Below are 26,799 nucleotides of genomic sequence, written 5' to 3'. Positions count from 1 at the left end.
GTTATGAATAAATTACTGACGCTCCCTACCGTGTTGGCCATGACCATCGGCTTGGCCGCCTGCTCCTCGCAACCCAACCAGAACCTCGAACAGGCGCGCGGACAGTATTCGCAGCTACAGGCGGACGCCCGTTCCGCCACCCTGGCAGCGCTGGAAACCGAAGACGCCGGCAAAATGCTGGAGAAGGCCAACCAGGCCTACCTGAACGATGCGGACGAAGAAAAGGTGGATCAGCTCGCCTATCTGACCCAGCGTCGAATCGAGCTAGCCGAGCAGACCATCGCTCTGCGTACCGCCGAGCAGGAAATCGAGAAAGCCTCCGCCAAACGCGCCGAAGCCCGCCTCGAATCGCGCGAGCAGCAGCTCCAGCGCCAGCAGGAAGAAATCCGCAAGTTGCAGCAGGATCTACAAGCCAAGCAGACCGAACGCGGCACCTTGGTAACTTTCGGTGATGTGCTGTTCGACCTCGACAAGGCGGAACTCAAGCAGTCCGGCATGCGCGGTGTGCAGAAGCTCGCCGAATTCCTCAACGACAACCCGGAACGCAAGGTCGTGGTCGAGGGCTACACCGACAGCACCGGCGCTGCCAGCTACAACCAGCAGCTCTCCGAGCGACGTGCCCAATCCGTTCAACGCGCCCTGACCCATGCGGGCGTCGATCCACAGCGCATCCAGACGCTTGGTTATGGTGAAGAGTATCCGGTGGCAAGCAATGGCTCGACCTCAGGCCGGGCGATGAATCGCCGCGTAGAGGTGACGATTTCCAATGACAACCAGCGCGTCGCGCCACGTTCGTCCATGGAATGATCCCCTTTTGCCTGACTGTACGCCCGCCCTCGTGGCGGGCTTCAGGCTGCTGATACGTCTAAGCTTCGCCCCACTCCGCCATCAAGCGCTAAGCCGTGTGCGGCCAATGCGCCCAGATTGCCTTCCAAGTGTGCCGCTCATACATATATGTAGCCGGGCTCAAGCGGCTCGTCACCTGTTTCGAAGCTGGCACTGTTCGCTCAAGACTTTACCGAACGCATCGCCAAGCATCACTGCTGGGTTGCCGGTGCCTCGCTCATCGGCACCTGCTGCCCCATGCAGCGGATCGCACGCTTGCGGTTGTCTACCAGCACACCGGTCAGCCCCTTCTGCTCGGTGTCGAAAAGCACCAGCACGCCGTCGATGCATTCGGCCACCTGAGCCGCCGGCTTCAGCGAGACGCGATAGTCTTCGCCGGGAATGGTCTTGAGCATGGTGTAGTCGGCCAGCAGCAGGGCGTCCTCCGGCTTGGCCATATGCACGTAGCCATAGTAAGACAGCACCGCGACGGTACCGATGACGCTGCCGATCGCGGTGAGGATCAGCGGGATGGGGTTACGTTCGGACATGGACGGGTTCGCCTGATCAAAGAGGCGGCATTGTCGCAAAATTCCCAGCCTTGGGTGAAAGCACCGCGATCGGGCGCAGAGCGCTGTCTTGGCAGGTCCGTCTGCCGCTCGCTCAGTAACCGCGCTGAATATCGATGACACCGCTGATGGCCTGCCCCTGCTCCAGCGCAGCGATTTTGCTGGCGATCTGCGCAATGGTCGCTTCGCGCAGGGTCCGCGCTGAGACATGCGGGGTGATGGTCACCTGCGGCATGTGCCAGAACGGATGTGTCGTCGGTAGCGGTTCTTCACGGAACACGTCGAGCACCGCGCGGGCAACGCGGCCTTCTTCGATGGCGCGGCAAAGATCCTGATCCACCAGATGCTCGCCGCGACCGACGTTGATCACCACCGCATCAGGCCTCAGCTTCGCGAGCAGCGAGTAGTCGATTAAGTCGCGGGTACTGTCGGTCAGCGGCAGCGTATTGATCAGCACACGGGTTTCGCCAAGAAAGCTGTCCAGTTCGGCCTCGCCAGCGAAGCTGCGCACGCCCTCGATGTCGTACCTGGAGCGCGCCCAGCCGCACACGGGATAATCCAGTCCCGCCAATGTGCGTGCGACGCGCTGGCCGATATGGCCGAGCCCGAGCACGCCGACCGGCCATTCGCTGCGCTCGATCGGTCGGCGCAGTTTCCACTGCCCTGCGGCCTGCTGCTGGCGGTAGGCGTCCATGTCGCGGCTGATGCCAATGACGTGATACGCAACGTATTCAGCCATCTGCACCGACATGCCGGCGTCTTCCAGGCGCACCACGGGAATGTCGCGCGGCAGGTTCGGCACGCGCACCAGCGCATCCACGCCGGCGCCGAGATTGAAGACGGCCTTGAGCTGCGGTTCCTTGTCGAACAACGCCGCCGGCGGATGCCAAACGATGGCGTAGTCGGCGCCGTAACTCGGGCTATCCGGATGCCAAACCTGAATCTCAGCGTCTGGAAGATGCTGCTTAATCAGGTTGGTCCAGCGCTCGGGCTTGGGATCTGCGGCAACGAAGAGGATTTTCACGGACGCTCTGCCTCAAAATTATTGGAAAGGGTGCCATCTGTCGCAGATGCTATATCGCGTAGACGTGACCGCTGGCTTCAAGCAGGCGCAACAGCGCCGGCCAGGTCAGCTTGGCGGCTTTGCCCAGTTCGGCCGATTGCTGGCGAGTGGTCTCGATGGCAGCGGCGGATGGCTGATAGGTCGGCCCGCAGGATTGTGCACGCACCTGAATCTCGCAAGCCTTCATCAGGAAATACAGGTAAGTGAAGGCTTCGGCGACGGTGCTCCCCGCCGTAAGCACGCCATGGTTGCGCAGGATCATCATCTGCTTGTCGCCAAGATCGCGGATCAGCCGTTCGCGCTCGCTCAGGTCCAGTGCCACACCCTCGTAGTCGTGGTAGCTGATGTGATCCAGGCAAAGCATCGCAGTCTGGCTCAGCGGCAGTAGGCCATCGCGGTGCGCCGAGACCGCCGTGCCGTCGGCGGCATGCAGATGCATGACCGCGCCGGCATCCTCACGGCCCATATGGATAGCGCTGTGAATGGTGAAGCCAGCCGGATTGACCCGGTGCAGGCTGCCGCTCTGGACGATCTGTCCGTCGCTGTCGACCTTCACCAGCGACGAGGCGGTGATTTCCTGAAACAGCAGGCCGTACGGGTTGATCAGGAAATGATGTTCTGGCCCCGGCACGCGCGCAGACAGATGAGTGAAAACGAGATCGTCCCAGCCGAAGTGCGCCACCAGCCGATAGGCCGCGGCAAGGTCCTTGCGAACCTGCCATTCCGCGTCCCGATTCGTCGAAGTTGGATCTTGCATAGTCTTCTCCATTGGATTCGAAAGCGCATAGGCATGACTCGCAGCCGGGACTGTGCGGTCAGGCCTCCTGCGCACTGGCGTGCTTGCGATTTTCTTCTTCCTGCAAGGCGCGCCACATCAGCTTGCCGGTGGACGAGCGCGGCAGCGACGCGACGAACTCGACATATACCGGCGCCTTGTAGGCCGCCATCTCCGCCTTGCACCAGTCGATGACGTCCTGTTCGCTGACCAGCCCGGCCTGACCGTCACGCAGCACAACGCAGGCCTTCACCGTCTCGCCGCGCTTCGGGTCGGGGCGCGAGATGACGCAGCATTCCTGGATCGCCGGATGACGGTACATCAAGCTTTCGACCTCTGACGGCCAGACCTTGAAACCCGACGCGTTGATCATGCGCTTGACGCGATCGACCATGAAAAAATAGCCGTCCTCGTCGTAGTAGCCCATGTCCCCGGTACGGAAGAAACGCTTACCGTCCAGCTCGATGAAGGCACGTTCGGTCTCTTCTGGCCGGTTCCAGTAACCGACGAACACCTGCGGACCGTGACTGACGATCTCACCTACCTCGTTGGGGCCGAGTTCACGTTGCGTAGTCAGGTCAATAACCCGGCTATCCACGTCGAATACCGGAATGCCGAGGCACTGCGCCTTGGGTTTCGCCACCGGGTTGATATGGGTGGCGGCAATGGTTTCGGACAGACCATAGCCCTCGATATAGCGTAGGCCGGTGAGCCGGTGCAGCTTCTCCTCCACCGCCTTGGGCATCGCCGCCCCGCCGCCGCCGACGCTGACCAGGCTGGACAGGTCGTACTGTTCGAGATCCGGATCGGCGAGAAAGTCGATGGCCATGGTCGCGATATTGACCCAGCCGGTTACCGCGTGGCGCTCGATCAGCTTCGCCGCCACCTTGCGATCCCAGCGGGTCATGATCACCGCGGTGCCGCCGTTGTAGATCGGCCCGCTCATGGCGCCCTGCATGCCGGTGACGTGGAAATACGGCAACGTCGCGAGAATCACCGATTCGCTGGTGCTATTGGTCCAGACCACGCGGTGGATGATGGTCGCCATGGCCGAGCGATGGGTGTGCATGCAGCCCTTCGGCGCGCCGGTGGTGCCGGAGCTGTAGGGGAACACGCACAGATCGTCCGGGCCGGCTGTGTGTGGGCCGGGCGTATGGCCCGCATCCAAGGCATCGCGCCAGCCGATGCCTCCGGCGAAATCCGGTGCGATCGCCGCGGCCTGGACCTCGGCCGGCAGCGCCAGGTCGGTGGGCTGCCGGACATAGTCCGAATAGGCAGCGACGATCACCTGGCGCAGCTGTGCAGTGCCAACCAGTGATGAAATGAAACCGGTCAGCTCCTGTCCGCAAAGGCAGACCGCCGCGCCGGTATCGTGCAGGTAATGTTCAAGCTCGGCGGTGTGGTTCATCGGGTTGACCGGCACCACCACCGCGTCCGCACGAAGAATCGCGTAGTAGGCGATGGTGAACTGCGGCGAGTTCTGCATATACAGCAGGACACGATCACCCTTGGCGACACCCAGGTGCTGCAGATAGCCGGCAAGCGCCTCGACTTCGCGCAACAGCTGGGTATAGCTGATCAGAGTGTCGTAATAGACGATGGCGGTTTTGTCGGGGAAGCGCCGAGCGGAGATTTCCAGATTGGCGAAAAGGCTGGTTTCCGGCACCGTCAGGTGTTTGGGCAGATCCTCGGGCCAGACTGCGTGATGACGAGTGAACATTACAGAACTCCTGAATCCATATTAGAGGCCAGTTCGGCCATGGCCCGTTCTTCGCCCCAGTCGAGCCAGCCCTGGGTGTCGCGCAAGGGTGTGATGGCGATGCGTTTCTCGCGCAGCGCCGTGACGTCCGCCTCAGGCGCAACGATATGCGACGAGGAATGCTCGAAGCCAAGCCACCAGTACGGCAGACCTCGACCGTCCCGGCCGGCCTGCAGGCGCGGCTTGGTAATTGAGCCGCGCGACTGTTGGGTCATCCGCATATGGCTGACCGCGTCGGCCGAGCAGGCGGGAAAGTTGACGTTCCAACAACAGCCGCCTTCCGCGCGGCGTATCCAGAGCTCGCGGATCGTGGTTTCAGCGTAGGTTTTGACACAGGACCAATCGATATCTGTGCGATCAAGAAAGGCCTGGCTCAGGCCGATGGCCGGCAACCCCAGCAGATCGGCGCTAAGCACCGCACCGATGGTTCCTGAGTAAGGCACCGAGTCGCCAATATTCGCCCCGCTGTTGACGCCAGAGAGCACCAGATCGGGCGGCGAATCCTGCAGCCACTCGGCCATGGCGAACATCACGCAGTCGGACGGCGTGCCGGAAACGGCAAAGCGCCGCTCGCCGTGGCGATACACCCGCAGCGGCGAATGCACAGAGATGCCTTGGCCGGTGCCGCTCTGGTCGTGCTCGGGAGCGACGACCCAGACCTCCTTGGCCAGTTGCGCGGCGATCCGTTCGAGCAAGGCCAGCCCCGGCGCAGCGATGCCGTCGTCGTTAGTCAGCAGGACGCGGCGCAGCAATGGACCGCTCATGCCGATTCTCCCCTGTCGCCGCGCTGGGCGATGCGCCAGCCAGCTTCTGCAAGCAAACCGGCGCGCTGGCCGACCTGCAGCGCATCGGCATTGCTGGCATTGCCCTGCAGCGCACGGGCGTAAACGCCTTGCAGAATCGCCGCGAGACGGAACAGCGAAAACGCCACGAAGACATGCCACTGCGCGACATCGGCGCGGCCGCTTTGTTGGCAATAACGTTCCAGTACTTGCTGCTCAGACGGAATACCTTGCGCCTGTAGGTCGGTGCCGACCAGTCCACGCAAGCCATCCACACCGGCTGGCAGGTGATAGGGCAAGCAGAAATAAGCGAGATCGGCCAAGGGGTGACCGACGGTGGACAGCTCCCAGTCTAGAATCGCCGCGACCTTTGGTGCCCCAGGTTCGAAGATCAGATTACCGAGGCGGTAGTCGCCGTGGGCAATGGCGGACTCGTCGCGCTGCGGCACCTGCTCCGACAGCCATCGCATCAGCTGCTCCATCGCTGGCATGTCGCCGGTGCGGGAAGCCTGGTACTGGCCGGACCAACGCTTCACTTGGCGGGCAAAATAGCCCTGAGCCTTACCGAAATCGCCAAGCCCAACCGCCTCGACATCGACCTGATGCAGCTCGGCCAGCGTATCGACAGCTGCGAGGTGGATCGGCTGTCGCATTTCGACGGCCATCCCTTCCAACGCGGGGTGGCTGAAAATCCGGCCCGCCACATGATCCATCACATAAAAGGCGGTACCGATGATGCTGTCGTCCTCGCACAGCAGATGTACATGCGGCACCGGCACGCGGGTGTGTTCGGACAGTGCGCGAATCACCTTGTATTCGCGTTCGACCATGTGCGCCGAGGGCAGCACCTTGCCCGGCGGCTTCTTGCGCAGCACATAGCGGCGCCCGCCGCTTTCCAATAGATAGGTGGGGTTGGACTGGCCGCCCTGGAACTGGCGGATGTTCAGTTCTTTACCCATCTCCGGCAAATGCAGGCGCAGATACCGAGCCAGCGCGTCCTCATCGAAACGATGGGCCGGCAGGACCTCGATCAGTTCGGGTTCGCTCATCGCCGGGCCCTCAGCATGCGGTTTCGCCGCCATCCGCGACGATTACCTGACCAGTGATATAGGCACTGGCTGGCGCTGCGAGGAAGACAGCCAGCCCGGCGATATCCACCGGCTCGCCAATACGACGCAGCGGAGTTTTCTCGGCGGCACGGCGGACCCGCTCCGGATCGTCGAGCAATGCCTTGGCGAAATCGGTACGCACCAGCCCCGGCGCGATGGCGTTGACGCGGATGCCCTTCGGACCCCACTCGGCAGCCAGATTGCGCGCCAGCGCCGCTTCGGCCGCCTTGGATACACCGTAGGTGCCGATCACCGTATTGCCTCGCAGTCCGGCGATGCTGGAGAGCATGATTACCGCGCCCTCGGCACGTTCGGCCATTTGCGGCAGCACCATATTGGATAACCAGAAGGTGCCCTTGACGTTGGTGTCCATGATCTTGTCCCAGGCATCATCGGTCAGCTCGCTGGTCGGGCCGTAGACCGGGTTGGTCGCAGCATTGCAGACCAGCACGTCAATGCGCCCCCAGGTCTGCAGGGTGGTCTCGACCAACCGCTGCAGGTCTTCCTTGCGGCCCACATGGCAAGGCACCGCAATGGCCTCGAAGCCGGCGGCGTTGAGCTCACCAGCCACGGCCTCGCAGGCGTCAGCCTTGCGACTGGATATAACGACGCGGGCGCCGCACCGGGCCATCTCTTCGGCAATGGAGCGACCGATGCCGCGGCTGGAACCGGTGATCAGCGCGACCTTCCCGGACAGATCGAATAATGGATTGGTCATGTGACTGCATCCTTCTTGTTGGTTTTGTCGGAAGCTCAGTGCTTGCAGGAATAGCTCTGCAGTTCAAGCTTGGCGATGGTGTCCAGATGCACCTCGTCCGGGCCATCAGCCAGCCGCAGCGTGCGCTGGTGGGCCCAGGCCGCCGCCAGAAAGCTGTCCTGACAAACGCCCTTTGCACCGTGCACTTGAATAGCGCGGTCAAGCACCCGCAGCGCCATGCTCGGTGCGGCTGCCTTGATCATGGCGATTTCCTGCCGCGCCACCTTGTTGCCCACGGTGTCCATCATGCGCGCCGCCTTGAGCGTCAGCAGGCGGGTCTGCTCGATCTCGATGCGCGAGCGGGCAATATCCTTGCGGATCGAGTCGAAGTCAGCGAGCGGCTTGCCGAACGCCACGCGGGAATGCACGCGCTCGCACATCGCCTGTAGCGCGCGCTCGGCCACTCCGATGGTGCGCATGCAGTGGTGGATGCGACCCGGGCCGAGACGACCTTGGGCAATCTCGAAACCACGGCCTTCGCCAAGCAGGATGTTGCTGGCCGGGACGCGGACGTTGTTGTAATGGATTTCGGCATGTCCGTGAGGCGCGTGGTCGTAGCCGAATACATGGAGCGCCCGGCTGATTTCCACGCCGGGCGTGTCCAGCGGCACGAGGATCATCGACTGCTGGCGATGGCGCTCGGCTGAGGGATCGGTCTTGCCCATGACGATGGCGATCTTGCAGGTGGTTGCCATCGCGCCGGACGACCACCACTTGTGCCCGTTGATCACGTACTCGTCGCCTTCGCGGCGAATCTCGCAGGCGATGTTGGTGGCATCGGACGATGCCACGTCAGGTTCGGTCATGGAGAAGCAGGAACGTATCTCGCCATTGAGCAGCGGCTTCAGCCACTGTTCCTGCTGCTCCGGCGTGCCATAGCGCGTCAGCACCTCCATATTCCCGGTGTCAGGGGCCGAGCAGTTGAATATCTCGGCGGCGCCGTGCGAGCGACCCATAATTTCGCACAGGTGGGCGTACTCGAAATTGGTCAGCCCGGCACCGAATTCGCTCTCCGGCAGGAACAGGTTCCACAGCCCCTCTGCGCGAGCCTTGGCTTTGAGTTCTTCAAGGATCGGCGGTGGCGCCCAACGATTTTCGGCGGAAGCCGTCTGCTCGTGGAATAGATGCTCGTTGGGATAGACATGTTCGTCCATGAAAGCCGTGAGCTGTTCATGGAGCTGTAGCGCTTTACCGGTCAGTTCATACATCGCCGTTTCCTTCTTGTTGTTGTGCCTGCGATCGACAAAGCCTCCCGCACTGAATCGCATAGCGAATCCGGTCGACTGATTTTCAACAGCCTGTCTCTTTTTGAAGCTGGCATGCCAGAAACAACGCGTCAATTCGAAATCTAGTTCCATTGAGCAAAATTATGATGAGTCACAACCACAGGCGTCTAAAGTCAATATCGAAGTGCCATGAGACTTGATAGCCGACAGGGTCGGTGATCATCAGAAACAAAAAGTGCACGGATAGCGTTCTGCCAGCGGTTGAAAATGCCGTGCGCTATGCTAGTTTTCCGATTACTTTTGTAAAAATAAGTTTTGCTCTGCGGAACATAAAGACATAAGCGCAATACAAATGGCCGTCAGCCAATTACAACAAGAGGACGCGTTATGACATCCATGCCCCTGCTCAGAAAACTCCTTCCGGCCAGCTTGGTGGCGTTAGCCGCCGCCATCGCTCTCCCGCAAATGGCTGCGGCGCAAGACGTGACGAAGTGGCGCGTTCAATCACATTGGCCGAGCGCCAGTAGCTCTTTCGAAGACAGCCTAGTGCGTCTGAAAAATGAAATTGAAAGACGCACCGAAGGCCGTCTGCAGTTGCAGCTGTTCGAGTCCGGCGCTCTGTTCAAGCCGCAGGAGACCTTCAACGCGGTCAGCCGCGGCATCCTGCAGATGGGCACCATTTCGCCGGGCTACGCGCAAGACAAAATCAGCCTCGCCGGCATCGCCTCGGGCCTGCCCTTCGCCTTCCAGAATGTCTGGGAAACCGCCTACTTCCATAAGCACATGGGCTTCGAGGACATGCTTCGTGAAGAAGCGGCTCAGCATGGCGTTTACTGGTCGACCGACAAGGTCTACCCGACAGAGATGGTGGTAAAGAAGCCGATCAACAGCTGGGAGGATTTCACCAAACTGAAGATTCGCTCCTCCGGCGCGTTGCAGAAATTCCTCGACGATGCCGGCGCTTCGACAACTTACCTGCCAGGCGGCGAGCTGTATCCGGCCCTTGATACCGGCGTGGTCGACGGCGCCCACTGGGGCGCGGTGCAAGGTGCGGCGAGCATGAGCTTCTACGAGGTGGCTAAACATCACGTCAGGCCCGCCCTCAACATCGCTGGCACTGATGTGATCATCGTCAGCCAGAAGGCGCTGGACAAGCTGTCCGAGCGCGATCAGGAAGTGGTTAAGCAGGTCCTAGACGAGCAGTTCTGGTACCGCACCAACGAGTATTTGTATCAAGAGCAGATCGCCCTGAGAAAAGCGATCAGCGAACAGGGCGTTCAGGTCAACACGCTGCCTGACGATGTGCAGAAGCGCCTGAGAGAGGTGGCACAGAAGTCTTGGGAAGAAGAAGGCAAGCGCAGCGACAAGGCGGCAGAAGCCCTGCAAATGCTCAAGTCTTTTCTCGGTGATCTCGGTTATCTGTAAACCCCTCGTCTGATCATTCGCCCGACGCGGCCTTCCGCGCCGGGCAAATGATTTGCTTAATCCTTGCTCGTGGGGCTCGTCATGCGCCTGATCCATGCCTACATCAACGGCATCACCTGGCTCAACGAATTCATCGGCCGCCGGGTGGCCTACCTGATTTTCCTCATCTTCGCGCTACTGCTGCTCGAAGTGTTCATGCGCTATCTATTCACGAGTCCGACTTCCTGGACCAACGAATTGGGGCAGATGCTCTTCGGTGCTTATGTGGTGTTATCGGGCGGCTACGTGATGGTGCACCGTGATCACGTCAACGTGGACCTGTTGTATTCATCGTTCGGCCCACGCATTCGCGCTTGGATCGACATTTTCACCTCCAGCATGTTCTTCCTGTTCATGGCCGCGCTGTTGTATTTCGGCAGTTCCATGGCGTGGGAATCGATCCAGGGCATGGAGACCTCCTACTCGGCGTGGAACCCGCCGATATGGCCGATCAAGGCCATGATTCCCCTCGGTACATTGCTGCTGTTGTTGCAGGGCATCGCCAAGCTGTTGCAAGACATCCTCATCGCCCTGGGCCGCGAACCGGCCAGCGACACCAAGCACGCGGAGGGTGCCCAATGAGCATCGAAGTCACGACGCTGCTGTTCTTTCTCACCCTGGTCTTTTTCCTCGTGCTCGGTCTGCCGCTGGCCTTCGTGCTCGGCGGCGTCTCGGTGCTGTTTCTGTACTTCACCTGGGGTGCAGACGCCTTCTATATGGTCGCCTCGCAGATGTGGGGCACCATGGAAAGCTTCACCTTGGTGGCCATTCCGCTGTTCGTGTTCATGGCCATGCTGCTCGAACGAACAGGCGTGGCGCGCGACCTCTACCGCATGATGCACCTGTGGTGCGGTGGCATGCGCGGCGGGCTGGCGATCGGCACGCTGGGCATCTGCGCGGTGTTCGGTGCCATGGTTGGCATCAGCGGCGCCGCGGTGGTGGCGATGGGCACCATTGCACTGCCGGCAATGCTCGAGCGCGGCTACGACAAGCGCATGGTGTTGGGTTGCATCAACACCGGCGGCGGCTGGGGCATTTTGATTCCGCCGAGCATCATGATGATCCTCTACGCCATGATCAGCGGCCAATCGGTCGGCAAGATGTTCGCTGCCGGCGTGCTGCCGGGGCTGCTGCTAGTCGCTCTGACGGTAACCTACGTGCTGGTACGTTCATTCCTGCAACCCCACCTCGCACCCGCCTTGCCAAAGGAAGAACGCGGCAGCTGGCCGGAAAAATTCCGTGCCGTACGCGCCGTGCTGCTGCCGATCGGGATCGTGGTAATGGTGCTCGGATCGATCATCGGCGGCGTGACCACACCGACCGAGGCGGCAGCGATGGGCGTGCTCGGTGCGCTGATCTCCGCGGCGCTGTATCGCAAGCTCGACTGGCCAGTGCTTCAGGAAGCGGCCATCCGCACCTTCAAGCTGACAGGTATGATCGCGTGGATTCTGTTCGCGGCCCACGCCTTCAGCTCGGCCTATCAGGGCATGGGCGCGCAGTCGTTGATCGAAGGCTTGATGATGGATCTGCCGGGCGGGCGCTGGGCGATCGTCATCTTCATGATGGCCATCGTCTTCGTCATGGGCATGCTGCTCGATCCGGTGGGGATCATGCTGATCACCCTGCCGGTGTTCCTACCGATCATCGCGTCGCTCGGCTTCGATCCGATCTGGTTTGGCGTGCTGTTCGTGATCAATATGGAAATCGGCTACATGACTCCGCCGTTCGGGTTCAACCTGTTCTACCTCAAAGGCATCGTCCCGCCCGGCATCACCATGAAAGACATCTACTGGTCGGTGATTCCTTTCGTGATCGTCAACATCATTGGCATGGGCCTGATCATGGCTTTTCCCCAGATCGCGACTTATCTGCCGAACACGCTGTTCTGATACAGGGCCGATGAACAAAAAAAGCCGGAGCAGATGCTCCGGCTTTTTCATGCGCGTCGCTCAGATGATGTTGGCGTAATCCGCTTCGATCCGGTCCAGGCTCAGGTGGTTGAGGAAGTTGGAAAAGCACATCCAGGCCGACAGCGCGTTCAAGTCTTGGAACTGCTGAGGCAGGTACTTGGGCGGTACCACCATGCCCTCGTCCACCAACTGGCGCAGGGTGCGCATGTCCTCCAGCGTGGTCTTGCCGCAGAACAACAGCGGAATCTGCTCCAACCGACCTTTGCGCACCGCAAGCTGAATGTAGTTGTAGATCATGATGAAACCCTTCAGATAAGACAGGTCCTTGGTAAAGGGCAAACCATTCGGGAGCGAGCCGCGGAAAACCCGGCTGGCGTTGCTGTAGCACTCGTCCTCGGCGTAGCCCTGGTCGCGGAAGAAGGCGAACACGTCGAGGAAGTCCGCGCCCTCCTCGGCCATGTGGATGGCGCGGGTGCGGTTGGTCAGCTTACGCAGACGCGTCGGGTAGGAGGCGAAGGCGATGACTTCCATCAGAATCGCCAGGCCTTCCTGCGTCACGGTAGAAGACGGCGGGCCCTTCGCAAGGAAGGTGCAGATCGGCTGGTTCTGCCCGTTGAGCGTGGTGCCCACATGCACAAGGCCTTCGTGCACCTCCAGCGCACGCACGTCGCGCTCGTTGAACATCGCATCGCTGCGGATCTTGATGTAGTCGGCGCCAGCTGCGGCATCGGCGAGGATGCCGTCGGACTCGAACACGCGGATCACGCCCTCGCCTTCGCCGAACACCAAGTCCAGCCGCCGCTGTAGCATCTCTACCGCCTGCGGCGCGTCCAGCGTCTTGGCTTCGTCCTTGAGATCGCCCCGGTCGGCGATGTTGTTCAGGTAGTCCGAAAGCATCAAGCCGAGGTCGGACAGGGTCGGGTCGCCGGCATGAAAGGCGTCCGAGGCGGCACCGTAAAGCTCTTGGGAAATCAACCCGAAATCCGCAGTCCCACGCGCTTCGAGCATGCGGATCACCATGCGATACTCCTTGCACATCCGACGCATGATCTGCCCGACCGGGTTGAATTGACCCAGCTGACGGGTGATGTCGCGCTCGATGTTCTGGAACTCTTCCTTCTTGGCGCTGGAATCAAAGGCCAGTGGTCGGCCTTCGTAATAGGCGCGATCGACCTTGGGCAGCTCGCGCCCCCCTGCGGCGAAAAAGCCGTGACGGACATTCTCGTCCCACTTCACCGCATCGAGCACACGAACAGGGGTTTGTGCCTCGACGATGCGGTCGGACAGCGCACGAACGGTGCTCTGGTACTCATCGAGATTGTTACGGGTATTCATCCGTACCTCGTCAGTGATCCGTAGCCTTCAACTTATACATCAGCGGACCCTCGCGATCCGTGTCCGGTTCGCGAACAGCCTCGCCGGCGATATAAAGCTGTCGGCAGGCGGTGACCGATCTGAAGCCATCGAGCCGGTGGCGATAGATGCAGACGCCATGCGGCAACTGCGGTGATGCGGAGGGTTGGCGTTCGGTGCGGCGCATTTCCGGTTCCGGTGCGACCGCCAGATACATACAGCGGAACAGCACCCGCTCGGCGAATCTCACCGAGCGGGAACAGCCGAGGTCAGACCTCGGGACGCATGTGCGGGAACAGGATCACGTCGCGGATCGACGGCGAGTTGGTCAGCAGCATCACCAGGCGGTCAATGCCGATGCCCTCGCCGGCGGTCGGCGGCATGCCGTATTCCAGCGCGCGGACGAAGTCGGCGTCGAAATGCATGGCTTCGTCGTCGCCGGCGTCCTTGTCACGTACCTGCGCATGGAAGCGCTCGGCCTGGTCCTCAGCGTCGTTCAACTCGGAATAGGCGTTGGCGATTTCGCGGCCACCGATGAACAGCTCGAAGCGGTCGGTGACGCTCGGATCGTCGTCGCTGCGGCGGGCCAGTGGCGAGACTTCGAACGGATAGCGAGTGATGAAGTGTGGCTGCTCCAGCTTGTGCTCGACCAGTTCCTCGAAAATCATCACCTGCAGCTTGCCCAGCCCCTCGAAGCCCAACACCTTGGCGCCGGCCTTCTTGGCGATGGCGCGTGCGGTATCGACGTCCTGCAGGTCGGCGGCGCTGATGTCCGGGTTGTATTTGAGGATCGAATCGAACACCGACAACCGCGCAAAGGACTCGCCAAAGTGGAACACCTTGTCGCCGTACGGCACATCGGTGCTGCCGAGAATCAGCTGCGCCAGCTCGCGGAACAGCTCTTCGGTGAGGTCCATGTTGTCTTCGTAGTCGGCGTAGGCCTGGTAGAACTCAAGCATGGTGAACTCGGGATTGTGCCGGGTCGAGACGCCTTCGTTACGGAAGTTACGGTTGATCTCGAACACGCGCTCGAAGCCGCCCACCACCAAACGCTTGAGGTAGAGCTCCGGCGCGATGCGCAGGAACATCGGCAGGTCCAGCGCGTTGTGATGAGTCTCGAACGGCTTGGCCGCAGCGCCGCCAGGAATGGTCTGCAGCATCGGCGTCTCGACTTCGAGGAAGTCGCGTTCGTTGAGGAACTTGCGGATGTGGCCGATCACCTGAGAGCGCACACGGAAGGTGTGGCGGGTTTCCTCGTTGACGATCAGGTCGACGTAGCGCTGGCGATAACGCTGCTCGGTGTCGGTCAGGCCGTGGTGCTTGTCTGGCAGCGGACGCAGCGACTTGGTCAGCAGGCGCACGTCGGTCATTTCGACGTAGAGATCGCCCTTGCCCGAACGCGCCAGGGTGCCCTCGGCGGCAATGATGTCGCCCAGGTCCCAGTGTTTAATGGCTTCTAGCGTCTCGGCTGGCAGAGTCTTGCGATTGACGTAGACCTGGATGCGACCGGTCATATCCTGCAACACCATGAAAGCGCCGCGGTTGAGCATGATACGCCCGGCGACTTTTACCTGAATCGCCGCTTCTGCCAGCTCTTCCTTGGTCTTATCCGCGTACTTCAGCTGCAAGTCGTTGCAATAGCTGTCGCGACGGAAGTCGTTGGGGAAGACATTGCCCTTGGCGCGCTCGGCGGCCAGTTTTTCCTTGCGCTGAAGGATCAGGCTGTTTTCTTCCTCTTGGATGGCGTGCTGGTTCAGCGGTTGTTCGCTCATGATTTCAAAATGCCTGGAATCGAATGGATGAATCCTGGGTAGGTATGCTGAGCGGCGTTCCGCCTCAGCCCAGCAGGGCCCTGCCCCTATCTTGGTGGGCTAAAGCCCACCCTACTTGATACGTAAAAGTGACGTAGGGTGGCCGGGCAGCGTTCCGCTTCAGCCCACCGACGCTTGCCCAGTGCAATAGCTTTACAGCCCCTGCTTGAGGCTGGCTTCGAGGTACTCGTCAATATCCCCGTCTAGCACCTTGTCGCAGTCGCTGCGTTCTATTCCGGTACGCAGGTCCTTGATCCGCGAGGCATCGAGCACGTAGGAGCGGATCTGGTGGCCCCAGCCGATGTCCGACTTGGTGTCTTCCAGCGCCTGGGAGGCGGCGTTGCGCTTCTGCATCTCCTGCTCGTACAACTTGGCCCGCAGCATTTTCATGGCGGTGTCCTTGTTGGCGTGCTGGGAACGTTCGTTCTGGCAGCTGACCACGGTGTTGGTCGGCACGTGGGTGATGCGCACTGCCGAGTCGGTGGTGTTGACGTGCTGACCGCCGGCACCGGATGAACGGTAGGTATCGATGCGCAGGTCCGCCGGGTTGATCTCGATCTCGATGTTGTCATCGATTTCCGGCGAAACGAACACAGCCGTGAACGAGGTGTGACGGCGATTACCGGAGTCGAACGGGCTCTTGCGCACCAGGCGGTGCACGCCGATCTCCGTGCGTAGCCAACCGAAGGCATATTCGCCCTTGATGTGCAGCGTAGCGCCCTTGATGCCGGCGACTTCACCCTCGGACAGCTCCATGATGGTCGCGTCGAAGCCGTGCTTGTCCGCCCAGCGCAGGTACATGCGCAGCAACATGTTGGCCCAATCCTGAGCCTCGGTGCCGCCGGAACCGGCCTGGATATCGAGGTAGGCGTTGTTGGGGTCCATGTCGCCGCTGAACATGCGGCGGAATTCCAGCCCTTCGAGGATGCCGCGCAGACGATCCAGCTCGGCGGCGACGTCGTCTACCGCACCTTGGTCGTCTTCTTCGACGGCCATGTCGAGCAGGTCACGGGAGTCGGCCAGACTGCTTGTGAGGTCGTCGATGGTTTCGACGATCAGTGCCAGGGTGGCGCGCTCACGGCCCAGATTCTGGGCGTACTCAGGGTTGTTCCAGACGTTGGGGTCTTCGAGTTCGCGGTTTACTTCGACGAGACGATCATGCTTTTGATCGTAGTCAAAGATACCCCCGAATTGACTGGGTGCGGTCGGACAGGTCCTTGATGCTGTTGAGGATCGGGTTGATTTCCATAGATAGGCAGCTCTCAAGCGGACGTTTTGAAAAGCCGACGATTATAGCGCAGCAGACTGCGGCTGACAGCCCGTGCGGGATCGCTGGCACGATGAATGTCAAGCTCGGTTGAAAAGCCAATGGCGGGGGCCATGATCAGGCCCCCTGACCGACATTAGGCCGAGACGCCGCGCACCTGGCTTTCCAGTTCGGCTTTCAACCCTGCGTCGAGCTTGAGCTGACGGGCCAGTTCGTCCAGGTAGGCGCGTTCCATGAAGTGCTCTTCGTCGACCATCAGCACACTGGCCAGATACATTTCCGAGGCCATCTCCGGAGTGGTGGCGGCAGCGGCGACCTCGACTGGATCCAGCGGCTTGTTCAGCTCCGCCTCGAGCCAGTGCTGCAGCTCCGGGTCGCCGGTCAGCTGTGCGAACTCTGCCTCGATCATCTTGCGCTCCTGATCGTCGACATGACCGTCAGCCTTGGCCGCCGCGACCAGCGCTCGGAGGATGCCTCGACTGTGCTCTTCCACCTGTTCGGGCGGCAGCCGATCGACCGTCTTCGGTTCGGCCTGCATAGTGCTCGCTCGCGCCGCGCCGGCCTGCTGCGCCTGCCAGTTGCCATAGGCCTTGTAGGCCAGCATGCCGAGTGCGGCCAAGCCGCCATAGGTGACTGCCTTACCGCCCATGCGGCGCCCACTCTTGCTTCCCAGCAACATCCCGAGCGCTCCGGCCGCCATCGCGCCACGCCCGCCACCGCCGCCACCTAGAATCCCACCGAGGGAACCACCCGCTCCCGAGAGGATGCCGCCGAGCGAACCGCCGCCCGGGGGATTCGATTGCCGCGAAACCGACCCCTGCTGTTTCTGCAGTAGGTCCTGACCGGACTTAAGCAACTGATCGAGCAAACCGCTGGTTTTCATGAGTGTCTCCTGCAAAAAAGAATGAACCGGATTCAATCGAGCGAATCGGGAACCTGCCGAATCGGCGTATTTCGATGGGCGGCGCGCACGTATTGCGCAGGCCATGGCACTGAGTTATCACGCAGATCTTCGGCGGCATGCAGCGGCCAATACGGATCGCGTAACAGCTCGCGGGCCAGCAGGATCAAATCGGCCTGCCCAGTGCGCAGAATGTGTTCGGCCTGGACCGCCTCGGTGATCATCCCGACGGTACCGGTGGCGATACCCGCCTCGCGCCGGACCTGTTCGGCGAACTGCGTTTGGTAACCGGGCCCAACTGGAATCTCGGCATTGACGGCGGTGCCGCCAGAAGACACGTCGATCAGATCCACGCCTATGGCTTTGAGGCGACGGGCCAGTTCGACGGTTTCTTCGGCGTTCCAGCCGTCCTGCACCCAGTCGGTCGCCGACAGCCGGACGAACAATGGCAACTCTTCCGGCCACACGCCCCTCACCGCCTGAGTCACTTCCAGTAGCAGTCGAATGCGGTTGTCGAACGAGCCGCCGTAGCCATCCTGGCGCTGGTTGGACAAAGGCGACAGGAACTGATGCAGCAGATAGCCGTGGGCAGCATGCACTTCGGCGACCTTGAAGCCCGCCGCCAGCGCGCGTTCGGCGGCGCGCACGAAGGCCTGAATGACCTCCTTGATCCCCGCCTCGTCCAGCGCAGTAGGCACAGCATGCTCCGGATCGAAGGCAATGGTGGACGGGCCGACCGGCGTCCAGCCGCCAGCAGCGATCGGAACGCTGCCGTGCCGCCCAAGCCAAGGCTGCCAGGTGCTCGCCTTGCGCCCGGCATGGGCCAACTGAATCCCGGCAACCGAGCCTTGAGCATGTAGGAAGCGCGTGATTCGGCGCAGCGGCTCGACATGGTCGTCAGACCAGATGCCGAGATCTTCTGGAGAAATACGCCCGTCGGCGGTAACGGCGGTCGCCTCGATGATGACCAGGCCCGCACCGCCTACCGCGCGGCTGCCCAGATGCACCAGATGCCAGTCGTTAGCCATACCGGCCTTGGCCGAGTACTGGCACATGGGCGAAACAGCAATGCGGTTGGGCAACGTCAACTGGCGCAGAGTGAGTGGTTGGAAAAGCTGTGTCATGGAAACCTCGACTGCGTTGGATGCGGGTTGGACATCCCTCAGTACAGACTGTTTCGACGATCTTGCCTGGTCACGGCTGCGCTTGGTGAATGAATCGGTGACGGCGTGTTGCGGGGTTGATGGTGGACTGGATGTGGCTGCGGGCTAGAAGCGCATGCGTGTTTGGCGTCGGCTCTGCGTAGTGGGTTGCCACGCTCCCTCGCCCCAGCCTCTCCCCCGGTGGGGCGAGGGCTAGATCGGTGTTGTTTCGAGCGGCTGCGTGCCTAGCCTGACTATGCTGGAGCGATCGTTTCGCGTGAGGGCAATTTATGCGGCTGCCTTACTGCCCTCGTTCGGTCCAACGCTATAGGCCATGCGAACTCGGACCAGTCCCCTCCCCCTGAGGGAGAGGGCTAGGGTGAGGGGAAAAGGTCGTCACGACACCCAGGCGGCGGATGCCCCACGCATCAAAACGCAATACTCAACGCGCCGCGATATGCGCGACCAACAACTGCACGCTTTCGCGCCCGCGAAATTCGTTGACGTCCAGCTTGTAAGCCAGATCCGCCCAGCGCACGTTGGGGTTGGGCCAGAGATCGCGATCGATATTGAACGCGATGCCATCGAGGATCACTGAACCACACTCGCTCTTGAGCACCATTTTCAGGTGCCGCTCGCCCACCAAGCGCTGCTGTACCAGCTGAAACACGCCATGGAACATCGGCTCGGGAAAATGCTGCCCCCAGGGCCCTGCATTGCGTAGCGCCTTGGCCAGCTCCAGATGAAATTCTTCGATGCTGAGCTGACCATCGGTCAGCAATCGACCGGTGAGGTCGTCCTCGCACAACTGGCGCCGAACCTCGGCATCGAACGCCGCCGCAAAGGTGTCGAAGTTGGCTTGCGGCAACGACAGACCGGCCGCCATCGCATGGCCGCCGAACTTGCTGATCAGACCAGGATGGCGCGCAGCGACTGCATCCAACGCATCGCGGATATGAAAGCCCGGCACCGAGCGTGCCGATCCTTTCAGAATCCCCTCCCCGGCATCGGCAAAGGCGATCGTCGGGCGGTGATAGCGCTCCTTCAGACGCGAAGCGAGGATGCCGATGACGCCCTGGTGCCAATCCGGCTCGAACAAGCAAAGGCCGAACGGCATGTCCTCGAGCGGCAGATCCTTGAGCTGCGCCAGCGCCTCGCGCTGCATGCCCTGCTCGATGCCCTTGCGATCCTGGTTGAGCTGGTCGAGCTGTACGGCCATGTCGCGCGCCAGTGCTTCGTCTTCACAGAGCAGGCATTCGATGCCCAGCGCCATGTCGTCCAGGCGCCCCGCCGCGTTCAGCCGTGGGCCGAGGATGAAACCAAGATCGGTTGAAGTGATGCGCTTGTGGTCACGTCCGGCGACTTCCAGAATCGCACGCAAGCCGGGGCGCGCCCGCCCCGCGCGAATCCGCGCCAAACCTTGATGCACCAGGATGCGGTTGTTCGCATCCAAAGGGACCACGTCGGCGACGCTGCCCAGCGCCACCAGATCCAGCAGCTCGGCCAGGTTCGGCTCGGCCCAACCATTGCGGTTGAACCAGCCCTTTTCACGCAGCGCCGCGCGTAGAGCCAACAGCACGTAGAAGATCACCCCGACGCCAGCGATGCACTTGCTGGGGAACGCGCATTCCGGCTGGTTGGGATTGACGATGGCATCAGCCGTCGGTAGCTCGTGCCCCGGCAGGTGATGGTCGGTCACCAGCACCTTGAGCCCTGCCGCCTTGGCCGCAGCCACGCCGTCCACGCTGGAGATGCCGTTGTCCACCGTCACCAGCAGGTCGGGCTGACGTTCGAGCGCCACGGCAACGATTTCAGGCGTCAGGCCGTAGCCATATTCGAAGCGATTGGGGACGAGATAATCCACATGGGCGGCGCCGAGCTGACGCAAACCCAGCACACCGACGGTACTGGCGGTGGCGCCGTCCGCATCGAAATCGCCGACGAACAGAATACGCTGACGCTGCTCAAGCGCCTCGGCCAATAGCGACACGGCCGCATCGATGCCCTTCAGTTGGCCATAGGGAATCAGCCGCGCCAGACCCTTATCCAGTTCGGCCACCGACTGAACGCCGCGCGCCGCGTACAGGCGCGTCAGTAGCGGAGGCAGGTCGCCCAGGTCAGGCAGAGTCGCAGGCAATGAACGGTGTTCTATACGCATTTTTCGGTCAACAAATCGAAGGGACAGGGGAACTCAACGATCGCCGAGCAGCCATTGCAGGGAAACTTCGAACTGGCCGCGCTCGTCGGTGATGAACAGCGTGCCGTCACTGATCATCACGCCCCACTGGATACTGCGCGGCAGGTCCTTGACCAGCTCGGCGAGGCTGTCCGACTCGATGGCGGCGATGGACAGGTTCTTCAACCCCTTCGCCGCATCGACCACCTTGCCCTGCCAGACTCGTAGGTTGCCGTAGGCCACCAGGCTGACACGCTCGGCACGCCGGGAGCACCAGGTCAGGCGTTCGGCATCCGGCTGGCCGACTTCGATCCAGTGCAACACGCGGCCATCCAAGCTCTTCTCCCACAGCGCCGGCTCGTCCACATCGGAAAGCCCTCGGCCAAAGGCCAGCTGCTCGCTGTACCACAGTGCATAGGCGATCAGCCGGATACCCAGGCGTTCCTCGGTTTCGGACGGATGACGCGCCACGGTGAAGCGCAGATTTTCGTAAACGCCGCGATCGAGATCGGTCAGATTGAGTTCGACCTTATAGGGAGTCGCTTGCAGGGCCATGGGAGCGTCACCTGGAAAAAGGGGCGCAGTCTAGCAAACCGCGGCGGCAGGCTGCTGGCTTAACAGGCCGTTGAAAACGTAGGCGAGGCAGGCAAGACAAGGCGCAACGACCAACGGGAGTAACAGCCGGTGGCTGGCCCGAAGGGTGAGCGTAGCGAATCAGACAGGCGAGAGGCGCGGAGTCTAGTGGTCTAGGTGAGCAATACTCACTTCGTTCGCCCTCCGGGCCGCGCTAAAGCGAGTTAGCCGCAAGCGGCTTGCCGAGCCTGTTTTTAACGCAGTACTGCCAACGCAGGCAGTTTTTCAGCGGCCTGTTAAACGGCCACCCGGACACAATTACGCCCCGCTGCCTTGGCCTCATAAAGGGCCCGATCCGCCTCGCCCATTAGGCGGTCCAGGCTGTAGCCGGCACGCGCCGTATCACTCACGCCAATGCTGACACTAAGGATGCCGGACTGACTGAATGGCAGGTTGGCGAACTCGCTGCGGATGCGCTCGGCCACGTCGCTGGCGACCCGGGCATCGGCATCCGCCAGCAGGCAGGCGAATTCTTCACCGCCTATTCGTCCGAAGACATCCTGCCGGCGCATGCGCGACTTCATCACCTGACAAAAGCTGATCAGCGCATGGTCGCCGGCCTTGTGGCCAAAGGTGTCATTGAGGCGCTTGAACTGATCCAGGTCGCAGAGCAGCAACGTCACCTGCTGTCCAGAGTCACGACAACGCAGCAACAGCCGCTCGCCATGCTCGACGAAGGCCCGCCGATTGCCGACTCCAGTCAACGGATCGCTGAGCGACGCCTGGCGGTACTCCAACTCGGCTCGCTCGCGCACCATAGCCAAGGTCACGAAGGCGATGCCCACTGCGTAGAGCATGGTTTCGAAGATCACTAGAGCGAAGAAGTTGAACTGCCCGGACGCCTCGAAGGGACGGCCATGATCGAATGGGATGCGCAAGGTATAGACCGCGATATGCACCGCCATCAGCACCAGGGCCGGGTGCAGGGAAACCTGGATCACCTGCCGGCTACGCCACAGTTCCGCCATGGCCAGGCCTATATAAATGATGGTGAACAGCGACAGCGTAGCGATCCGCAACCGCAGCGCATCCGCATCGAAGAAGGCCGGAAACAGACAGAGACCCGCCCAGATCAGTGGAGCAGCAACGATCCCTTGCCAGTGCGGCTGGCGACCGGCGAACACGCGCATTGCCGTCCAGTTGAAGGCCAGCGCCAACACCAGCAGCGAGTTACCCAAGACGATAGGCATCCAGTCGATGCCCATGTTGCGCAGCGCGCCCAGCGCCGTGGAGACAACACCGAGAAAAAGCGTCAGGCAGAGATAACCGAGCGTCGGCTCGCGACGGCCGCTACGCCAGGCCAGGAACATCAAAAGCGCCACCAGCAGCATCACATAGATGTCGGCGACGATGAGGGTTGGGACGCTTAGCTGCATGCTGGCACCGGCCTAGCGCCCACCCAGTCGATCGACCCGGATTCTAAAGCGCGAAGAACTTCGCAATTTTAGCGACTCGCCATGCCAATGTCCTGCAATCGGGGAGGCGAAAGCTGACCGTTTGGGTGAAAAACCGCTCGGCCGAGATGCTTTGACAATCATTCTCATTCTGTTTAGCATCGTCGACATCAAACAGGCTCAACGGGTATTTTTATGTACGTCTGTCTTTGCCAAGGTGTAACCGACGGTCAGATCCGTGACGCCATCTTTGAAGGTTGCTGCAGTTATCGTGAAGTGCGTGAAGCTACGGGCGTAGCGACTCAATGCGGGAAATGCGCCTGCGTCGCCAAGCAGGTCGTCCGCGAGACCTTGAGCGATATCCAGAGCGCCAACGCTCCCCTTGCCTATCCGGTCGGCTTCGCACCCGCCTGATACAAAATAGTTTTCCCGAGCCGGGCACATGCCCGGCTTTTTTCTGCCTGCAAATCAAGACGTTGCCATCGAGTCGCGGAACAGACTTATTCTTATTCCGGTTTACCCTTTAACATTCAAAGACTTAGGTTTGACAGGACCTATCTTCGTGGCCAGACTGCGCGCAATACGCACATGATTCGACGCAGGACACCGACATGAAAGGCGACAAGCTAGTCATCCAGCACCTGAACAAAATTCTCGGCAACGAACTGGTCGCTATTAACCAGTACTTTTTGCATGCCCGCATGTACGAAGACTGGGGTCTGGGCAAGCTCGGCAAGCACGAGTACGAAGAATCCATCGACGAGATGAAGCATGCGGACAAGCTGATCAAGCGCATCCTCTTTCTAGAAGGCCTGCCCAACCTGCAGGACCTGGGCAAGCTGCTGATCGGCGAAAATACCCGTGAAATGCTCGATTGCGACCTCAAGCTGGAACAGGGCGGCGTGCAGGATCTCAAGGTCGCCATCGCTTACTGCGAAAGTGTCGGAGACTACGGTAGCCGCGAATTGCTTGAAGACATCCTTGAGTCAGAGGAAGAGCACATCGACTGGCTGGAAACCCAGCTGAGCCTGATCGACAAGGTCGGTATGGAAAATTACCTGCAGTCTCAAATGGACGAGTAACCATCCTTCTGCTGAAAAAACGGGAGCTATCGGCTCCCGTTTTCGTTTTTGGTGCAAGCCACGATGAGCGCGTCCGGTGGCGGACACCGAAGCTTCTAGCGCCTCGAAATACAGAGTTGCAGCCACAAAAAAACCCGCCGTTTGGCGGGTTTTGACAACGCGTCGCGATCAGGCGCCGGCTTTTTCCACAGCCTGCTTGATCAGCGGCTGCAGCTCACCTTTCTCGAACATTTCCAGAATGATGTCGCTACCACCAACCAGCTCGCCATCGACCCACAGCTGCGGGAAGGTCGGCCAGTTGGCGTACTTCGGCAAGTTGGCGCGAATTTCTGGATTCTGCAGAATGTCGACGTAAGCGAACTTCTCGCCGCAGCCCATAACGGCCTGTGTCGCGCGGGCGGAAAAGCCGCACTGCGGCGCGTTGGGCGAGCCTTTCATGTATAGCAGCACCGGGTTCTTTTCGATCTGCTCTTTGATGGTTTCGATGATATCCATGGGGCACCTCGGCTAGTCACGGTTGGCGCGCATTGTACAGAACAGCGCCATAAAAGCCGAGTCGCGGGCTCGGCTTTTATCCCCAATCGCTTGCGACCGTTCGCTTGTAGCCCGTATTTCTGGCGCGCCCAGGCTGATTTGCGCCCGCGAAGGCTTTCTGGATAAGATCGCGCCTTTCCCGTTTCGTCGCTTCCCGTGCGACCCCTGTCGTAGGCCTTCTCTTTTCCGTCGAAAACTCTCCGGCCTCGACTGCGGCAATAAAGGTAGTTGATATGAGCGCAAGACACTTTCTCTCACTGATGGACTGCACGCCCCAGGAGCTACTCGGCCTGGTCCGTCGCGGCATCGAGCTGAAGGATCTGCGCCAGCGCGGCATTCTGTTCGAGCCGCTGAAAAACCGCGTCTTGGGGATGATCTTCGAAAAGGCCTCGACACGGACCCGATTGTCCTTCGAGGCCGGAATGATTCAACTCGGCGGCCAGGCGATCTTTCTTTCACCGCGCGATACGCAGCTGGGTCGCGGCGAACCGGTCAGCGATTCGGCCATCGTCATGTCCAGCATGCTCGATGCTGTGATGATTCGCACCTTCGCCCATGCCACACTCACCGAGTTCGCCGCTCACTCATCGGTACCGGTCATCAACGGACTGTCCGACGATCTGCATCCCTGCCAGTTACTGGCCGATATGCAGACCTTCCACGAACAGCGCGGCAGCATCGCCGGCAAGACGGTAGCCTGGATCGGCGACGGCAATAATATGTGCAACTCTTATATGGAAGCGGCCATCCAGTTCGATTTCCAACTGCGTATCGCCTGCCCGGAAGGCTACGAGCCTGAAGCCGAGCTACTGGCACGGGCCGGTGATCGCGTCCAGCTGGTCCGCGATCCACGTGAGGCCGCCGTAGGCGCTCATCTGATCAGTACCGATGTCTGGGCTTCGATGGGACAGGAAGACGAAGTGGCCGCCCGTATCGCCACCTTCCGCCCCTATCAGGTCAACCGTGCCTTGCTCGACGTCGCCGCCGACGATGTACTGTTCATGCACTGCCTACCCGCCCATCGTGGCGAAGAAATCAGCCACGACCTGCTCGACGATCCTCGCTCGGTAGCTTGGAGCCAGGCCGAGAATCGCTTGCACGCCCAAAAGGCGCTGCTTGAATTTCTTGTCGAGCCGGCCTATCACCACGCATGAGTTCTCAACCGCTTCTGCACCTTCGCAATTTGGACTGCGGCTATGGCGGCCAGAGCGTCGTGCAGAACCTCAACCTGCACCTCAATCGCGGTGACATCGGCTGCCTGCTAGGGCCATCCGGCTGCGGCAAAACCACCACGCTACGGGCTATCGCCGGTTTCGAACATGTCAACGAAGGCGAGATCCAACTGGGCGACGCCGTCATCTCGCGACAAGGCTTCACGCTAGCGCCGGAAAAACGCCGGATCGGCATGGTGTTCCAGGATTACGCTCTGTTCCCGCACCTGACCGTTGCCGAGAACATCGCGTTCGGCATCCGCAAGCATCCACACCACACACGTATCGTTCGCGAAATGCTCGATCTGGTGCATCTGGCACCGCTCGGCAAGCGCTACCCGCACGAACTGTCCGGTGGCCAGCAGCAGCGCGTCGCCCTGGCCCGCGCACTCGCACCCGAGCCGGAGCTGTTGCTGCTCGACGAACCCTTTTCCAACCTCGACGGCGACCTTCGGCGCCGCCTGAGTCATGAGGTACGGGAAATCCTCAAGGCACGGGGCACCAGCGCCATACTCGTCACGCATGACCAAGAAGAAGCGTTCGCCGTCAGCGATCAGGTCGGGGTATTCAAGGATGGGCGCTTGGAACAGTGGGACACACCGTACAACCTTTATCACGAGCCGCTGACGCCGTTCGTGGCGAGCTTCATCGGTCAGGGCTACTTTATTCGCGGCCAGCTGGTCGACCCGGAAACGGTCCAGACCGAACTCGGCGTCATACGCGGCAATCGCGCCTACACCATGCCTGCCGGCAGCTCCGTGGATGTTCTTTTGCGTCCGGATGACATCGTCTATTCGCCGCAGAGTGCGCTCAAGGCACTTATCGTCGGCAAGACCTTTCTCGGCGCCTCCACCCTGTACCGTCTGCAATTACCCACCGGCAACCAGCTCGAAGGCATCTTTCCCAGCCACGCCGACTACCCGACCGGCCAGGAAGTCGGTATCGGCATCGCTGCCGATCATCTGGTGGTGTTTCCCGCGCAGGGCAGCGTCGCGGCTCATGAAAAGCTGCCGGAAGCGGGCGTGCGTCGATATAGCAGCGGCATTTGACCGTGCC

The 26,799-nt window shown here is 61.0% G+C and carries 26 protein-coding genes; 8 read left to right on the top strand and 18 right to left on the bottom strand.

Annotated elements, in window-relative coordinates; translation table 11 throughout:
• The first annotated feature begins 3 nt into the window (after window positions 1-3).
• Entirely contained in the window at window positions 4-807 is an 804-nt protein-coding gene (locus V6943_RS08645; RefSeq protein ID WP_340553235.1) for an OmpA family protein, read from the top strand.
• 230 nt (window positions 808-1,037) lie between these two features.
• Here V6943_RS08645 and V6943_RS08640 read toward each other — a convergent pair whose 3' ends face one another.
• The 8 genes from V6943_RS08640 to V6943_RS08605 all read right to left on the bottom strand — a co-directional run bounded on the left by V6943_RS08640 (window position 1,038) and on the right by V6943_RS08605 (window position 8,847).
• A complete protein-coding gene (locus V6943_RS08640) occupies window positions 1,038-1,376 on the bottom strand; it encodes a hypothetical protein (protein WP_340553234.1) in 339 nt (112 codons plus the stop codon).
• 112 nt (window positions 1,377-1,488) lie between these two features.
• Complete coding sequence (locus tag V6943_RS08635) at window positions 1,489-2,418, bottom strand: 2-hydroxyacid dehydrogenase (protein WP_340553233.1); 930 nt, start codon at window positions 2,416-2,418, stop codon at window positions 1,489-1,491.
• A gap of 49 nt (window positions 2,419-2,467) precedes the next feature.
• The gene (locus V6943_RS08630; RefSeq protein WP_340553232.1) at window positions 2,468-3,214 is read right to left on the bottom strand and encodes a class II aldolase/adducin family protein; all 747 of its coding nucleotides are present in this window, start codon (window positions 3,212-3,214) and stop codon (window positions 2,468-2,470) included.
• Between the two features lie 58 nt (window positions 3,215-3,272).
• The gene (locus tag V6943_RS08625) at window positions 3,273-4,952 is read right to left on the bottom strand and encodes a long-chain fatty acid--CoA ligase (RefSeq protein WP_340553231.1); all 1,680 of its coding nucleotides are present in this window, start codon (window positions 4,950-4,952) and stop codon (window positions 3,273-3,275) included.
• Window positions 4,952-5,755, bottom strand: coding sequence for a 5'/3'-nucleotidase SurE (gene surE, locus V6943_RS08620; protein WP_340553230.1), 804 nt, complete (start codon window positions 5,753-5,755; stop codon window positions 4,952-4,954). Before surE ends, V6943_RS08625 begins: the two co-directional genes overlap by 1 nt.
• Window positions 5,752-6,822: a phosphotransferase gene (locus V6943_RS08615; protein ID WP_340553229.1), complete on the bottom strand. Its 1,071-nt coding sequence runs from the start codon at window positions 6,820-6,822 to the stop codon at window positions 5,752-5,754. The genes surE and V6943_RS08615 overlap by 4 nt, the downstream gene beginning before the upstream one ends.
• Before the next feature lie 10 nt (window positions 6,823-6,832).
• Window positions 6,833-7,600, bottom strand: a complete 768-nt coding sequence (locus V6943_RS08610) for an SDR family NAD(P)-dependent oxidoreductase (RefSeq protein WP_340553228.1) — start codon at window positions 7,598-7,600, stop codon at window positions 6,833-6,835.
• A 35-nt stretch (window positions 7,601-7,635) separates the two neighbouring features.
• Window positions 7,636-8,847 carry an acyl-CoA dehydrogenase family protein gene (locus V6943_RS08605; protein WP_340553227.1) on the bottom strand — a complete coding sequence of 404 codons (1,212 nt, stop codon included), beginning with the start codon at window positions 8,845-8,847 and terminating at the stop codon, window positions 7,636-7,638.
• A 405-nt stretch (window positions 8,848-9,252) separates the two neighbouring features.
• On the opposite strand from V6943_RS08605, the gene dctP reads away from it, so the two are divergent.
• The 3 genes from dctP (at window position 9,253) to V6943_RS08590 (ending at window position 12,218) form a co-directional block, all read left to right on the top strand.
• Window positions 9,253-10,290, top strand: a complete 1,038-nt coding sequence (gene dctP, locus V6943_RS08600) for a TRAP transporter substrate-binding protein DctP (RefSeq protein ID WP_340553226.1) — start codon at window positions 9,253-9,255, stop codon at window positions 10,288-10,290.
• Window positions 10,291-10,371: 81 nt separating this feature from the next.
• Entirely contained in the window at window positions 10,372-10,911 is a 540-nt protein-coding gene (locus tag V6943_RS08595) for a TRAP transporter small permease subunit (RefSeq protein ID WP_340553225.1), read from the top strand.
• Window positions 10,908-12,218: a TRAP transporter large permease gene (locus V6943_RS08590; RefSeq protein WP_340553224.1), complete on the top strand. Its 1,311-nt coding sequence runs from the start codon at window positions 10,908-10,910 to the stop codon at window positions 12,216-12,218. Before V6943_RS08595 ends, V6943_RS08590 begins: the two co-directional genes overlap by 4 nt.
• A 60-nt stretch (window positions 12,219-12,278) precedes the next feature.
• Here V6943_RS08590 and V6943_RS08585 read toward each other — a convergent pair whose 3' ends face one another.
• From V6943_RS08585 to V6943_RS08545, 9 genes are all read right to left on the bottom strand, one after another.
• Window positions 12,279-13,574, bottom strand: coding sequence for a flavohemoglobin expression-modulating QEGLA motif protein (locus V6943_RS08585; RefSeq protein WP_340553223.1), 1,296 nt, complete (start codon window positions 13,572-13,574; stop codon window positions 12,279-12,281).
• A gap of 10 nt (window positions 13,575-13,584) precedes the next feature.
• Window positions 13,585-13,779, bottom strand: coding sequence for a hypothetical protein (locus V6943_RS08580; protein ID WP_340553222.1), 195 nt, complete (start codon window positions 13,777-13,779; stop codon window positions 13,585-13,587).
• An 82-nt stretch (window positions 13,780-13,861) separates the two neighbouring features.
• Window positions 13,862-15,364, bottom strand: coding sequence for a lysine--tRNA ligase (gene lysS, locus V6943_RS08575; protein ID WP_340553221.1), 1,503 nt, complete (start codon window positions 15,362-15,364; stop codon window positions 13,862-13,864).
• Window positions 15,365-15,556: 192 nt separating this feature from the next.
• Window positions 15,557-16,652, bottom strand: a protein-coding gene (gene prfB / locus V6943_RS08570) for a peptide chain release factor 2 (RefSeq protein ID WP_181101594.1) whose coding sequence is annotated in 2 segments (ribosomal slippage) — window positions 15,557-16,579 and window positions 16,581-16,652 — 1,095 coding nt in all. Because the reading frame shifts where the segments join, the coding sequence is not laid out codon by codon here.
• A gap of 154 nt (window positions 16,653-16,806) precedes the next feature.
• Window positions 16,807-17,553 carry a DUF533 domain-containing protein gene (locus V6943_RS08565; protein WP_181101596.1) on the bottom strand — a complete coding sequence of 249 codons (747 nt, stop codon included), beginning with the start codon at window positions 17,551-17,553 and terminating at the stop codon, window positions 16,807-16,809.
• A 32-nt stretch (window positions 17,554-17,585) separates the two neighbouring features.
• A complete protein-coding gene (locus V6943_RS08560; RefSeq protein ID WP_340553220.1) occupies window positions 17,586-18,695 on the bottom strand; it encodes an NADH:flavin oxidoreductase/NADH oxidase in 1,110 nt (369 codons plus the stop codon).
• A 460-nt stretch (window positions 18,696-19,155) separates the two neighbouring features.
• Entirely contained in the window at window positions 19,156-20,871 is a 1,716-nt protein-coding gene (recJ, locus tag V6943_RS08555) for a single-stranded-DNA-specific exonuclease RecJ (RefSeq protein WP_340553219.1), read from the bottom strand.
• 33 nt (window positions 20,872-20,904) lie between these two features.
• Window positions 20,905-21,444 carry a YaeQ family protein gene (locus V6943_RS08550; protein WP_340553218.1) on the bottom strand — a complete coding sequence of 180 codons (540 nt, stop codon included), beginning with the start codon at window positions 21,442-21,444 and terminating at the stop codon, window positions 20,905-20,907.
• A 314-nt stretch (window positions 21,445-21,758) separates the two neighbouring features.
• On the bottom strand, window positions 21,759-22,898 hold the full coding sequence (locus V6943_RS08545; RefSeq protein WP_340553217.1) for a GGDEF domain-containing protein: 1,140 nt from the start codon (window positions 22,896-22,898) through the stop codon (window positions 21,759-21,761).
• A 213-nt stretch (window positions 22,899-23,111) separates the two neighbouring features.
• On the opposite strand from V6943_RS08545, the gene V6943_RS08540 reads away from it, so the two are divergent.
• Both V6943_RS08540 and bfr read left to right on the top strand, forming a co-directional pair.
• Complete coding sequence (locus tag V6943_RS08540) at window positions 23,112-23,330, top strand: bacterioferritin-associated ferredoxin (RefSeq protein ID WP_340553216.1); 219 nt, start codon at window positions 23,112-23,114, stop codon at window positions 23,328-23,330.
• Window positions 23,331-23,527: 197 nt separating this feature from the next.
• Window positions 23,528-23,998: a bacterioferritin gene (bfr, locus tag V6943_RS08535; protein ID WP_131648065.1), complete on the top strand. Its 471-nt coding sequence runs from the start codon at window positions 23,528-23,530 to the stop codon at window positions 23,996-23,998.
• A gap of 168 nt (window positions 23,999-24,166) precedes the next feature.
• On the opposite strand, the gene grxD is transcribed toward bfr, so the two are convergent.
• Window positions 24,167-24,493, bottom strand: a complete 327-nt coding sequence (gene grxD / locus V6943_RS08530; protein WP_131648064.1) for a Grx4 family monothiol glutaredoxin — start codon at window positions 24,491-24,493, stop codon at window positions 24,167-24,169.
• Between the two features lie 272 nt (window positions 24,494-24,765).
• Between grxD and argF the strand changes: the two genes are divergently transcribed.
• Complete coding sequence (gene argF, locus V6943_RS08525; protein WP_340553215.1) at window positions 24,766-25,686, top strand: ornithine carbamoyltransferase; 921 nt, start codon at window positions 24,766-24,768, stop codon at window positions 25,684-25,686.
• A complete protein-coding gene (locus tag V6943_RS08520; RefSeq protein WP_340553214.1) occupies window positions 25,683-26,792 on the top strand; it encodes an ABC transporter ATP-binding protein in 1,110 nt (369 codons plus the stop codon). The genes argF and V6943_RS08520 overlap by 4 nt, the downstream gene beginning before the upstream one ends.
• Window positions 26,793-26,799: the final 7 nt, after the last annotated feature.

This window comes from Pseudomonas sp. CBC3 (assembly GCF_037967085.1).
Classification (GTDB): Bacteria; Pseudomonadota; Gammaproteobacteria; order Pseudomonadales; family Pseudomonadaceae; genus Stutzerimonas.
The sequence above is the reverse complement of the archived record's forward strand: the minus strand, read 5'-3'. Positions and strand labels throughout refer to the sequence as shown.